Raw genomic sequence first — 13,255 nt, forward strand, 5'->3', positions numbered from 1 at the left:
GACTGACATGACATTGAATGGTGGCCCCGATGACCAACTTTCGGCACCGCAGGTGAAGCCGAACGCGATACCGGAACCGATCGCCGTCATCGGCCTCGGTTGCCGGCTGGCCGGTGATGTCAGCACCGCCGAGGCGTTCTGGGATTTCCTGCTCGCCGGCGGCAGTGCGGTGCGCGAGGTGCCCGCCGACCGGTGGGAGCCCTATCTGTGGCGCGACCCGCGCAACGCCGCGGTACTCAAGGACACCACCCCGTGGGGCACGTTCATCGACAACCTCGCCGGTTTCGATGCCGAGTTCTTCGGGGTCTCGCCGCGCGAGGCCGAGCTGATGGACCCGCAACAGCGGCTGGCCCTCGAGGTCAGTTGGGAGGCGCTCGAACACGCCGGCGTGCCGCCCCGGTCGCTGGCCGGCAGTGACACCGCCGTGCTGATGGGCGTCAACTCCGACGACTACGGCAAGCTCCTGATGGAGGACCTGCCCGGCATCGAGGCGTGGACCGGTATCGGCACCTCGCTGTGCGGGATCGCCAACCGGGTGTCACACCTGCTCGACCTGCGCGGCCCCAGCGTGGCGCTCGACGCCGCGTGCGCGGCCTCGCTGGTGGCGGTGCACCAGGCCTGCCAACTGCTGCGCTCCGGCGAGACGACGCTGGCGTTGGCCGGTGGCGTCAGCGCGCTGATCGGACCGGGACTGACCCGGGTGCTCGACCAGGCCGGCGCGACGGCTCCCGACGGTCGCTGCAAGACCTTCGACGCCGCCGCCGACGGCTACGGTCGCGGCGAGGGTGCGGCCGTGGTGGTGCTCAAGCGGCTCGCGGACGCCATGCGCGACGGCGACCGGGTACTTGCCGTGGTCCGCGGCGGCGCGGTCGCCCAGGACGGCCGCACGGTCGGCATCATGTCGCCCAACGGCGCCGCCCAGGCGGATCTGTTCCGGCTGGCATGCCGGTCCTCGGCCGTCGACCCGGCCACCGTCGATTTCATCGAAGCCCACGGAACCGGCACTCCCACAGGCGATCCCGTCGAAGTGGGCGCGCTGGCGCAGGTGTACGGAGCCGCCCGTCCCGACGACGATCCCGCGCTGGTCGGGTCGGTCAAACCGAACACCGGCCATCTCGAGGGCGGTGCCGGGGCCGTCGGCCTGATCAAGGCCGTGCTGGCCCTGCACCACGGCAGGATTCCGCCGACGGCGGGCGTGCGCAACCTCACCCCGTCCGTCGACTGGGCCGGCAGCGGCCTGCGGGTGCCGACCGTGGCGCAGGACTGGCCGCGGCGGCCGGATCACCCGCGCCGGGCGGCGGTCTGCAGCTACGGCTACGGTGGCACCATCGCGCATGTGCTGCTCGAGGAGGCACCGCCCGCGACCGCTCGGCTAGCCACGAGATTGATTGGGCCGGTGGCGATTCCGCTGTCGGGTCGTTCGGAGAGCCGGCTGAGCGCACAGGCCGCCGCACTGGCCGAGCACCTCGACGGCCGCGACATCGCCCTGACCGAAGTCGCGGCGACACTGTGGGCCCGCCGCAGCCACGAACCGATGCGCGCGGCCGTGGTCGCTGCGGGTTCCGAGGAACTTCTGGGCGGGTTGCGCACGCTGGCCGACGGCGGGCGCGACGCCGCCGTGGTGCGCGGCACCGTGCTGTCCGGTGCGCAAGACGGTGCGGTGTGGGTGTTTTCGGGGCACGGCTCGCACTGGCCGCGGATGGGCCAGGAGTTGCTGGCCGGCGAACCGGCGTTCGCCGCAGTGATCGACGCGATCGATCCGATCTTCGGCGCCGAACTCGGCTTCTCGGCGCGCGTGGCGCTGACCCGCGGCGAACTGGGCGGCACCGATCAGGTGCAGGCGCTGACGTTTGCGATGCAGGTCGGCCTGGCCGCGGTGCTGCGTGAGCGCGGCGTTCGTCCCGCGGCGGTGATCGGACACTCCGTCGGCGAGGTCGCGGCCTGCGTGACCGCGGGAGTGTTCGACCTGGCGCAGGGTGCGGCCGTGGCGTGCTATCGCGCCCGGGGTTTCCGCAAAGTGATGGGTCAGGGCGCGATGGCGCTGGTACCGCTGCCCTTCGCCGATGCCCAGCAGCGGCTCGGCGCGCGCAGCGACGTGGTGGCGGCCATCAGCGCGTCGCTGACCTCGACGGTGATATCGGGCACCGTCGCGGCCGTCGACGAGGTGGCCGCCCGCTGGGCCGGCGACGGTCTGATGGTGCGCCGCGTCAGAACTGACGTTGCGTTCCACAGCCCGGCGATGGACGCGCTCACCGCCGATCTGGCGCGGCTCACCGGTGCGCTGCCGAAGCCATGGCCGGCCCGGATTCCGCTGTACACCACCGCGCTGGCCGATCCGCGGTCCTCGGCGTCGCGTGGACCGGATTACTGGGTCGCCAATCTGCGCGACCAGGTCCGCTTCGCCGAGGCGGTTTCGGCGGCGGCCGAGGACGGCCACCGGCTCTTCCTCGAGGTCTCGGCCCACCCAGTGGTGTCACACTCCATAGCGGAAACGTTGCTGCACTTGGATATCGAGGCGCACGCGGCCGTCGGTGTACTGCGCCGTGACCAACCGGCACGGCGTTCGGTCGCCGCGGCGGTCGCCGCGCTGCACTGCTACGGCGCACCCGTGGCCCACGGCGTCATCGCGGCCACGCCGTGGGCCGGCGACCTGCCGGGCACCCAGTGGCAGCACCGCGACTTCTGGCGCATCCCGAGCGCGCCGCCCGCCGGCCGCGGTGTCCACGACGCCGACAACCACACCCTGCTCGGGGGCCGACTCGACGTCACGGGCACGGTGCCGGCGCGGGTCTGGGAAACCCGGCTGGACATGTCGACCCGGCCCTACCCCGGCAACCATCCCGTGCAGGGCACCGAGATCGTGCCGGCCGCGGTGCTGCTCAACACCTTCCTGACGGCCACTGAAACGGACGTAACCGACCTGACCGAGGTGCATCTGCGCACACCGGTTGCGCCGGGCCGCACCCGCGACGTGCAGGTGGTGCTGCAGGATCAGACGCTGGCGATCGCCACCCGCCTGGTCGACGACGACGGTTCCGACGTCGGTGGCTGGCTGACGCACTGCACCGCGGTCGCCGTCGCCACCGACGGCCGCGAGGTGCCGCGGCTCGACGAGACCGCGATCCGGGTCCGCTGCACCGAGCAGTTGCCGCCGAACAGCGTGGTGGACAAGCTGGCGAAACTCGGTGTCGCCGAGATGGGTTTCGGCTGGGAGGTGGTCGACCTCTGGGCCGCTGACGGCGAATTCCTGGCGCAGGTGCGGGCCGAACCGGACGGGTCGCATCCCTCGACGTGGGCCGGCCTCATCGATGCGGCCACCTCGGTGGCGTCCACGGTATTCGACGGAGCGCCCCGGCTGCGTATGCCCGCTCGCATCGAGCGGGTGAGAGTCGTTGGCAAACCCTCTGATTCGGTGCTGCTGCACGTTCGCCGCCGCGATCAGGGCACCAGCACCGACGTGACTATCGCGTCGCTGACCGGGCGGCCGCTGGTCGAGGTCACCGGCATGACGTTCGAGGAGCTCGAGAACAGCGGCGGCGACATAGCGCGGGTCGTGCACCGAATCGACTGGAAACCAACCCCTTTCGACGCCACAGCTGTGCCGGCCGAAGTGGTGCTGGTGGGCGGCGATCCGGCCGTCCGCGCTTGGTGCGAACGCGACCTGAAAGCCGCCGGCGTCGCCCACCGGGTGTGTGCCACGCCCGCGGACGTCCCCGCCGATCTGGACCCCGAGTCCGTCGTGCTGGTGTTGCCTCGCGCCTCCGAGAGGCCGATCGAAGCCGTGGAAACGGTGCTCGAAACCCTCAAAGCACTTGTGCACCAAGATATCTCGTCGCGTCTGTGGACCCTGACCCAGGGTGTGCACGAGGGCGCCGACGTGAGCCGTTCCCCACTGTGGGGCTTGTCGCGGGTGGCCGCGACCGAGCATCCCACGCTGTGGGGTGGCGTGCTCGATCTGGCCGAGGACCGGCTGCCGCTGGGTGCGCTGACGCTCAGCGGCCACGCCGTGGTGGTGGTTCGCGGCGGCGTCGCACTGACCGCCCGGATGGCCGGCATCGTCGGCGCCGCCGGACCGGCGATGGAATGCAGCCCGGCCGGCACCTATCTGGTCACCGGTGGGACCGGTGTGCTGGGCCTGCGTATCGCCGAGCGATTGGCGGATCTGGGTGCGCGCCGCGTGCTGTTGTTGTCGCGGTCCGGCCTGCCGGAACGCTCGCAGTGGGCGAGCGCGGACAATCAGGCGCAGATCCGCGCGGTGGCCGCGCTGGAGGAGCGCGGTGTCTGGGTGCACTCGGTCGCCCTGGATATCGCGGCCCCTGGTGCGGCCGACGAACTGCGCTCCGTGCTGGCCGGCCTGCCGCCGGTGCGTGGCGTGATTCATGCCGCCGGCGTGGAAGCCGGTGTGTTCCTGGTGAACACGACGATCGACGAGATCGCGATGACCATGCGTCCGAAGGTCGACGGGGCGCTGGTCCTGCACGAGATGTTCCCGCCGGGCGAACTGGACTGGCTGGTGCTGTATTCCTCCTGCGGATACCTGGCCGGTTTCCCCGGACAGGGCGCCTACGCCTGCGGCAATGCCTTCCTGGATGCGCTGGCCCGGCACCGGCGCGGGCTCGGCGACGTCACGACGAGCGTGGCCTGGACCGCCTGGCGCGGCCTCGGTATGGGCTCGGACTCCGCATACATTGCCGCACAACTGGATGCGCTGGGCATGGACACCGTCGGCGCGGACGACGCACTGCGTGCCCTGGATGTCGCGATGCGTTCACAGGAGGCCAACCCGGTGGTGCTGCCGGTGCTCCCGGAGGCCGCGTCGGTGCCGATCCTTGCCGACATCGCCGCCGCGGTCGCCACGGATTCGACTGTGCGGCAACAGGGTTCCGCGCTGGTGGGTCCGGGCGACATGGATACCGAGGAGTGGGTGAGTCAACAGGTACTCACGGCGGTGGCCGCCGAACTCGGCCTGCCCGCCGACAGCATCGACACCAGGATGCCGCTGGTCGAAATCGGCGTCGACTCGATCATGACGGTCGCGCTGCGGCGTCAGCTCGAGAAGCAGACCGGGCTGACGTTGCCGCCGACGCTGCTGTGGGAACACCCCACCGCAGCCGCGGTCACGGCGCGCATCGTCGAGCTACTTGATAACGAGATCGCTTCTGCCGCAACCGAAGACGGTGCACCGGTGGTGTAGCTACCGGTCAGTCGCCCCCGAGCTGGTGGGCCTGCGTCCGCCGGTGCGTGGGTTCGCAGCCGGGCGGTTGCGGCGGTGCCGGCAGCAGTGCCTTGCGCTGACGCACCGCGATGGTTTTCGGCGAGTCCGTCTTGAGCACGAGTTCCTCGCCGGCGTGCCGGATGGCCAGCTCGCCGCTGTCCCCGTCGCTCAGGGTGTAGGTGACGTCGTTGTGGTTGGCGTCGACGATCAGCCGGAAGGCACGCCAGCGCACCCGGAACCGCAACCGGGTGATGCCGTCGGGCAGCGCGGGATCGATCTCCAGGATGCCATCGTCGTCGCGCAGGCCGCCAAAGCCCGCGACGATCGCCATCCAGGCGCCGGCCAGCGACGCCATGTGCAGCCCGTCGCGGGTGTTGGAGTGCAGGTCGCGCAGATCGATCAGCGCGGCCTCGTAGGCGTAGTCATGCGCCAGCTCCAAATGCCCGACCTCCGCACACATTACGGCCTGGCAGCATGCCGACAGCGACGAGTCGCGCACCGTGCGCCGCTCGTAGTAGTCGACGTTGCGGGCCTTCTGCTCGGGCGTGAACGCATGGCTCTGCCACTGCATCGCCAGCACCAGGTCGGCCTGCTTGATCACCTGCGCCGGGTACAGCCGCACATACGGCTCATGAAGCAGCAGTGGATATTTGTGCCGGTTCTCGAAATCCCACTCCGCGAACTTGGTGAAGCCCTCGCACTGCTGGTGCACACCCAGCTCTTCGTCGTAGGGAATGTGGACCGCGTCGGCCGCGTCCCGCCACGAGGCGGTCTCCTCGTGGGTGACGCCCAGCGCTTCGGCCGACTCGGGGTGACGGTTGCAGGCATCGGCGGCGACCACCAGGTTGTGCGCGGCCATCAGATTCGTAAAGACGTTGTCGCGCACGATCGCGGTGTACTCGTCGGGGCCGGTGACCCCCTCGAGGTGCCAGACGCCGTGGCGGTCATGGTGTCCGAGCGACATCCACAGCCGCGCCGTCTCGACCAGTACCTTCAGCCCGCAATCGGCCTCCAGCGACTGATCGCCGGTGACCACGCGGTAGCGCTCGAAGGCCATCGCGATGTCGGCGTTGATATGGAAGGCCGCGGTGCCGGCCGGCCAGTAACCGGAACACTCCTGGCCGCGGATGGTCCGCCACGGGAAGCTCACACCCTCGAGGCCGAGTTCTTTCGCGCGGTCCCGGGCCATGTCCATCGTCGACGCCCGCCAGCGCAACGAATCGGCGACCGCGTGCGGCAGCGTGTAGGTGAGCACCGGAAGCACGAAACCCTCGGTGTCCCAGAACGCGTGGCCGTCGTAACCCGTTCCGGTCAGCCCCTTGCTGGGGATGGCGCGCCGCTCGGCGCGGGCGCTGGCCTGCACGAGGTGAAAGAGCCCGAACCGCACCGCTTGCTGGGATTCCGAGTCGCCCTCGACCTCGACGTCGGCGTTTTCCCAGAAGTCGTCGAGGAACTCGCGCTGGGCTTTCAGCAGCCCGTCCCATCCGCTGTAGCGGGCGCTGTGCAGCGCGGCGGCGACCTGGTCACGCAGCGCGGGCCGGGAGCGCTGGCTGGACCAGCCGTAGGCGAGGTATTTGACGATGCGCAGCTTCTGGCCCGGGCGCAGCCCGCAGATCACGGTGGTGCGCGCCAAGTCCGAACTCGCGTCGTTGGTGACCTCGACCCGCCCGGGCACCTCGACGATGTGATCCATTCCCGCGGCCATCATCAATTGGCTGGCCCGGGTCCGGTGCATCAGCAGTGCGCCGCAGTCGGTCTCGTCGTGTTCGACGGCCTCCAGCGGCTTTTCCAGGATGGCCGCCACCCGGGGGTCAGCCGACGTCGTCGGCTGGTCCTCGTTGGTGACGAGCTCCGATTGCACTGTGACACGGACGAACTCGTTGACCGCCTCGACGCAGTACTCGATGGCGGCGACGCTGCGGTGGGCCAGTGAGACCAGCCGGGTGGACGTCACCTTGACTTCCTTGCCCACCGGCGAACGCCAGTGCGCGTTGCGGGTCAACGTTCCGGCCTTCAGGTCGAGAACCCGTTCGTGGGAGACGAGTTCGCCGTAACGGACATCGAACGGCTCGTCCTCGACGAACAGCCGGATGATCTTGCCGTTGGTCACGTCGACGACGGTCTGACCGGCCTCCGGGTAGCCATAACCGGCCTCGGCGTAGGGCAGCGGCCGGATCTCGTAGAACGAGTTCAGATAGGTGCCCGGCAGGCCGTACGGTTCGCCCTCGTCGAGGTTGCCGCGCAGCCCGATGTGCCCGTTGGACAACGCGAAGAGCGATTCGGACTGGGCGATCAGGTTCAGGTCGAGCCGCGTCTCGCGGACTACCCAGGGTTCGACGGGGAAGGCTTCCTGGGTGATCATGCCTTGGCCTCGGTTGAATCCCCGAGCAATTCCGCGAGGTCGGTGACCACGACGTCGGCGCCGCTGCGACGGAGATCTTCGGCCTGGCCGACTCGGTCGACACCGACCACGTAGCCGAAGTTCCCGGCATGACCTGCTGCCACCCCCGACAGTGCGTCCTCGAACACGGCGGCCGCGTCGGGGGCGACGTCGAGTAGCTGCGCCCCCCGCAGATAGGAGTCGGGCGCGGGTTTGCCTTTGATGTGCTCCTCGCGCAGCGTCACCCCGTCCACGCGCTGCTGAACGAACCGCTCCAGCCCGGTGATCTCGAGCACCTCGCGGGTGTTGGCGCTCGACGACACGACGGCGATGCCCAGGCCCGCGGCCGAGACCGCCTCCAGGTAGCGCCGCGACCCGTCGAACACCTCGACGCCGTCGCGCTCGAGCACCTTCTGGAACATATCGTTCTTGCGATTGCCCAGGCCGTAAACGGTTTCGGCGTCGCCGGAGTCGTCGTGATCGCCGTCCGGCAATTCGATTCCCCGGCTCTGCAGAAACGACCGGACCCCGTCTTCGCGCTTCTTGCCGTCGACATATGTCCGGTAGTCCGCGGCGGCATCGAACGGCACGAACTTCTCCCCGGTGCGCTCGGCTCGCTGGGACAGGTAAGCGTCGAACATGGCCTTCCAGGCCTTGGTATGCACGCTTGCGGTGTCGGTCAGCACCCCGTCGAGGTCGAACAGGCAAGCACGCACCTTCTCTGGCAGACCCAGCACAAAGGATCCTCACTGTAGGGAGTAGTTGGGCGATACCACTCCACCATGCTTGACCGCAGGTCGCCAGCGATCTCACATACTTGCCGCCGGCCGGACGATGCGGACCATCTCGGCGGGATCTGCGTGGCCGGGATTTGTCGGTGGTGGTCGCGATGATGTCGTTATGTCGTTGACCGCCTCGCCGAGCGTCGTTGAATCGCGCCCGCCGGATCGTCTGGGGGTGTTGTTCGAGGAGTTGGCGGAGTTAGCGGGTCAGCGCAATGCCATTGATGGGCGCATTGTGGAGATTGCTGCCGAGATCGAGCGCGACGAGCTGTGCGGGGCGACCGGTGCGCGCTCGGTGGCGGCGTTGCTGGGCTGGAAGCTGGCCCTGTCCTCGGCGAATGCCCACACGATCACCACGATCGCGGGCCGGCTCGAGGAGTTCCCGCGGTGTGCGGCGGGCATGGCTGAGGGTCGGCTGTCGCTGGATCAGGTCGGCGTCATCGCCGCCGGCGCGGGTCAGGGATCTGATGAGCACTATGCGGGGTTGGCCGAGGTCGCCACGGTCAGCCAGCTGCGTACCGCGGTCAAACTCGAACCACGACCCCAGCCCGACCCGCGGCCCGAACCGGCGCCCTCGATCACCCAGACCTCGGACGAGGAGTTCACGTGTTGGCGGATCAAACTCCCCCACCTAGATGCCGCGAAGTTCGACGCCGCGTTGGCGTCTCATCGTGATGCGCTTTTCGCCGAATGGAAGCGCGACCACGGCGACGGTGCGTCGGAAAGCGCGCCGCCGCTGCCGAACGCCACCGACGCGTTGATGCGGCTGGTGGAGGCCGGCTGGGATAGTGAGGCGGCCCGCCGCCCGCACGGGCAGCACACCACCGTGGTCGTGCACCTCGATATTGAGCAGCGTGCCGCCGCGCTGCATCTGGGTCCGCTGCTCACCGACGCCGAGCGCCAGTACCTGACCTGTGATGCCACCTGCGAGGTCTGGTTCGAACGTGACGGCGAGGTTATCGGTGCCGGGCGTGCGACGCGGGTGATCAGCCGGCGGCTGCGCCGCGCCCTGGAGCATCGTGACCGCAGCTGCGTGGTGCCCGGGTGTGGGGCCACCCGCGGCCTGCACGCCCACCACCTCCGGCACTGGGAAGACGGCGGCCCCACCGAACTAGCCAACCTGGTGCTGGTCTGCCCGTACCACCACCGCGCCCATCACCGCGGCCTGATCACCCTCACCGGACCCGCCGACGCGCTCACCATCACCGACGAGGACGGCCGACCACTGAGCGCAGGATCCCTCGCACACCCACCCACCCAACCCCCACCCGACGTCAAACCCTGCCCCGGACCCACCGGCGAACGCGCCCACTGGTGGTGGTACCAACCCTTCCAACCCCAACCACCACCAACCAACTAACCCGGCCCGATGCTGAAGCTCAAACACACAGGGGCATAACGAAATTCATTCACGCCACCCGACACGCAGGCGTTCATGGCAGTTAACCCGCGCCGTCCGCTCGGGCGATGCCCTGGATGACCCGCAGCCGTCCGTCCGACAACGCTGCGGTCAGGTTCTGCGCCTTGTCGGCGAAGTCGGCCACGAAGGCGTGCAGCCCCAGCGGGCCGGCGGGCTGAGCCAGCAGGGATTGCATGACGGCCCCAGCCTGTTCGGTGAGATCGTTCCACTGTTCCACGACGAATCCGCAAGACTGGATGACCGAACGCAATTCGTCTGGGGCGACCAGATGGCTGTGTGCGGGCTGATCGGCCCACGGTAGCGGATAGGACAGTTCGCGACCATCGCCAATGGTGATGTCCCACAAGGCAAGACGGCCGCCGTTGACCAGCACCCGGCGGGCTTCGGCGTACAGGCGCGCCTTGTCGGCCACGTTCATCTGGACATGCTGGCTGATCACGGCGTCGAAGCCGGCATCCGCGAAGGGCAGCGCGGTCACATCGCCCTGGTGAACCGATATCCGGTCGTCCAGCCCGACGAGCTGGTTGAGCCAGCGGTGTGTTTCGCAGTATTCCTCGGTGAGGTCGACGGCCGTGACGGTGCAGCCGAAGCGGTCGGCGACGTAACGCGCGGTGCCGCCGACCCCGCTGCCCGCATCGAGCACCGCACTCGCACTGGTGATCCCGGCGAGGTCCACCAGCGCACCCGTCGCGATGCGGCCCATGGTGTGGAAGTCCTCCAGCAGGCCGAGGTCGGCGGGTGTCAGCTGCTCGAGGTCCTTTCCGGCGGCGAGCAACGCCTGCTCGATGTTGTGCTGCGAGAGGCCGGTCGAATACTGGGTTACCTGGCTGGTGTTCATGCGGAGATCCTTTCGGTGTGCTCACTTCGCCACAGCGGCGATTGCCCGGACAGTTGAGGATGTGCGGGCCGGGGGTGCTGCTGAAGCCGGTCGAACCGATCAAGCCGATGCATCGGCATCAGCGGGATCAACATGAAACTCCATAGCTGGCGTGCGAAATTGGCTGCGGTAAAGCGGGTTTCCGGCACATTGACGTAACGCCGTGCGATCGTCAGGAAGTCTTCGGGTTCGACGCCGGCGACATCGCGCACATGCGTGGTCGGGCCGCCGACCTCCCAGCTCCCCAACGCGTGTTCGGGCAGGTAGTAGCGCAAGCTGGATTCGAAGAACAGGTCGGCGCCGAGCCGCTTCTTGTAGACGCGCACCGCGCGCATGAACATCCACGCCGGAACGTCGACGTGCCGCACGCGTCGGCCCAACGCCTCACCGATCGCGTCGGCGATCTGCGCTCCCGAGAGCAGGTCCGGTCCTGTTGGCCGGTAAGAACGGCCGTCGTGCCGGTGTGGATCGAGCAGCGCACCCACTGCGACCCGGGCGATGTCTTCGTTGGAGGGCGGCGCATTTCGGCCGGCGCCGGTCGGTGTGGGCAACACGCCGAGTTGAGCGGCGACGGGGACCAGCTGCAGATAGTTGTCCGCGAAATAGCCCGGGTCGACGGCCACATGCGCGGTGTCCGGCAGCAGCTCGAATAGCTTCTCGGTCAACCAGGCATGGCGGGTCATCAACGAGGGATGCTGCGGGCTGGCCAACCACTGCCCAAGCGCCACTACGGCTTCGGTACCCGCCTGCCGGGCGGCCACGGCAAAGGTGACCGCACTGTCGAGCGCGTGCGGGTGGTACGGAGCGTTGAAGAACAGCCGGTCGACCCCGTCCATCGCGGCGGTGACCTGTTGAATGTCAAACATATCGGCGATGACGACTTCTGCTCCCAGCCGGCGTAGCCGCGCGCTGCGTGCGTCTTCGGAGTGCACGACCGCCCGGGTGGCGACACCCTTCTCGAGCAGCTGGGCGGCGACCGCACCGCCGACTTTTCCCGTCGCGCCGGTGACCAATACGCGAGTGTTCATGCGTCTTCCCTTTCCATTTGAGGAGCGATTTCCAATTGCCGTGCCGGTAGCAGAGCCGCGACGGCGATCGCCGCGGCCAGTGCGATTGCCGCGCACACCAGCGAGCCGACGTGCAGGCCGTCCAGGAACGCGCGATTGACCGCGTCGCGCACCGGGCCGGCGTGCTCCGCGGGAAGCTGTTCGATCACCTTGTGCGCCACAGCCATTGAGTTACGCATCGCGGCGGTGACGCCGGCCGGAAATGTGGCCAGCGCGGGCGCGGAGCCCAGGTGTGCCGAGTAGACCGACGCGAAGACGCTGCCCACGATGGCAACACCCAGGGTGCCGCCGAGCTCACGCGTGGTGTCGTTGACGGCCGAGCCGATCCCGGCCTTGTCCGCGGACAGCGATCCCATGATCGATTCGGTGGCCGGTGAGAACGTCAGTCCGAGGCCGCCGCCGAGCAGCAACATCTGCGCGGCGATCTCGGTGTAGCTCGTCGCGGCGTCCGCGGTCGATGCCCACGCCAGGCCGGCCGCGAACACCGCCAGACCCCCGGCCACGACGGCGGTGGTGCCGATCCACTCGACCAGCCGCGGCCCCAGGATGCTGGCTACCGCGATCGATATGGCGACCGGCAGTAACCGCACTCCGCTCTGAAAAGCGCTGTACTCCTTGATGAATTGGAAGTACTGCGTGATGACGAAGATAAAGCCGAACAAGGTCAGAAAGCCCGCGGTCACTGCGAGGCTGCCACCGGAGAACCGGCGATTGGCGAACACCGTGACGTCCAGCATGGGATGGGTGCTGCGTCGCTCCCACCATGCGAACCCGGCGAGCAGGACAGCGGCGGTTGTGAATCCGACCGCGGCGCGGGGGCTGGTCCAGCCCCAGGTCGGCGCTTCGATGACGGTATAGACCAGCGCCGTGACGCCGGCCGCCGACAGCGCCAAGCCGGGCACGTCGACGCGTGGTGCCGCGGGGTCGCGCGAAGTCGGCACGAACAATACGGCGCCGGCGATGGCGGCCACCGCGATCGGGATGTTCACCATGAAAATGGCGCCCCACCAGAAATGTTCGAGCAGCCAACCACCGCTGATCGGCCCCACTGCCACGCCGATACCCACCATCGCCGCCCACAGCCCGATGGCCTTGGCGCGGGGCACCGGGTCGGTGAAGATGTTCGTGATCAAGCCCAGTGTGGTCGGGAAGATCAGCGCGGCACCCACGCCCATGGCGGCCCGCGCCGCGATCAGCTGATCCGCGGAGTTCGCCTGTGCCGCAAGGCCCGACGTGATCGCGAATAGCGCGAGGCCGGCATTGAGCCAACCTCGTCTGCCGTAGCGGTCGCTGAAGCTGCCGGCCGACAGCAGCAGCCCGGACATGACCAGGGTGTAGGCGTCGACGATCCATTGCAGCTGCGAGGTGCCGGCATTGAGCTCGCGTGCCAGCGTGGGCAGGGCGACGTTGACGATGGTGGCGTCGACGCTGATGACGAAGACGCCGAGGCAGATGACGGCGAGCGCGAGATTCTTACCCATGGACGAGACAGTAAATCTGATAGACAAATAAAT

The 13,255-nt window shown here is 68.7% G+C and carries 6 protein-coding genes and 1 pseudogene; 2 read left to right on the forward strand and 5 right to left on the reverse strand.

Annotated features, from left to right (window positions below):
- The first annotated feature begins 7 nt into the window (after nucleotides 1–7).
- On the forward strand, nucleotides 8–5,194 hold the full coding sequence (locus tag AC5Y5O_RS03265) for a type I polyketide synthase (RefSeq protein WP_500023696.1): 5,187 nt from the start codon (nucleotides 8–10) through the stop codon (nucleotides 5,192–5,194).
- Between the two features lie 7 nt (nucleotides 5,195–5,201).
- On the opposite strand, the gene AC5Y5O_RS03270 is transcribed toward AC5Y5O_RS03265, so the two are convergent.
- Entirely contained in the window at nucleotides 5,202–7,577 is a 2,376-nt protein-coding gene (locus AC5Y5O_RS03270; protein ID WP_500023698.1) for a glycoside hydrolase family 65 protein, read from the reverse strand.
- Nucleotides 7,574–8,379, reverse strand: a pseudogene (locus AC5Y5O_RS03275) (beta-phosphoglucomutase family hydrolase). The gene AC5Y5O_RS03270 and the pseudogene AC5Y5O_RS03275 overlap by 4 nt, the downstream one beginning before the upstream one ends.
- Before the next feature lie 116 nt (nucleotides 8,380–8,495).
- On the opposite strand from AC5Y5O_RS03275, the gene AC5Y5O_RS03280 reads away from it, so the two are divergent.
- Nucleotides 8,496–9,737 carry an HNH endonuclease signature motif containing protein gene (locus AC5Y5O_RS03280; RefSeq protein ID WP_500023700.1) on the forward strand — a complete coding sequence of 414 codons (1,242 nt, stop codon included), beginning with the start codon at nucleotides 8,496–8,498 and terminating at the stop codon, nucleotides 9,735–9,737.
- Nucleotides 9,738–9,819: 82 nt separating this feature from the next.
- Here AC5Y5O_RS03280 and AC5Y5O_RS03285 read toward each other — a convergent pair whose 3' ends face one another.
- Genes AC5Y5O_RS03285 through AC5Y5O_RS03295 form a run of 3 tightly spaced genes read right to left on the reverse strand, consistent with a single transcriptional unit; the run spans nucleotide 9,820 to nucleotide 13,222 of the window.
- Nucleotides 9,820–10,635, reverse strand: a complete 816-nt coding sequence (locus AC5Y5O_RS03285; protein WP_096284992.1) for a class I SAM-dependent methyltransferase — start codon at nucleotides 10,633–10,635, stop codon at nucleotides 9,820–9,822.
- Nucleotides 10,632–11,702 (reverse strand): NmrA family NAD(P)-binding protein, encoded by a 1,071-nt coding sequence (locus AC5Y5O_RS03290; RefSeq protein WP_096284994.1) that lies wholly within the window; start codon nucleotides 11,700–11,702, stop codon nucleotides 10,632–10,634. Before AC5Y5O_RS03290 ends, AC5Y5O_RS03285 begins: the two co-directional genes overlap by 4 nt.
- Nucleotides 11,699–13,222: an MFS transporter gene (locus AC5Y5O_RS03295; protein WP_096284996.1), complete on the reverse strand. Its 1,524-nt coding sequence runs from the start codon at nucleotides 13,220–13,222 to the stop codon at nucleotides 11,699–11,701. The genes AC5Y5O_RS03290 and AC5Y5O_RS03295 overlap by 4 nt, the downstream gene beginning before the upstream one ends.
- Nucleotides 13,223–13,255 lie beyond the last annotated feature (33 nt).

The sequence above is a fragment of the Mycobacterium sp. NGS40 genome (assembly GCF_059812735.1).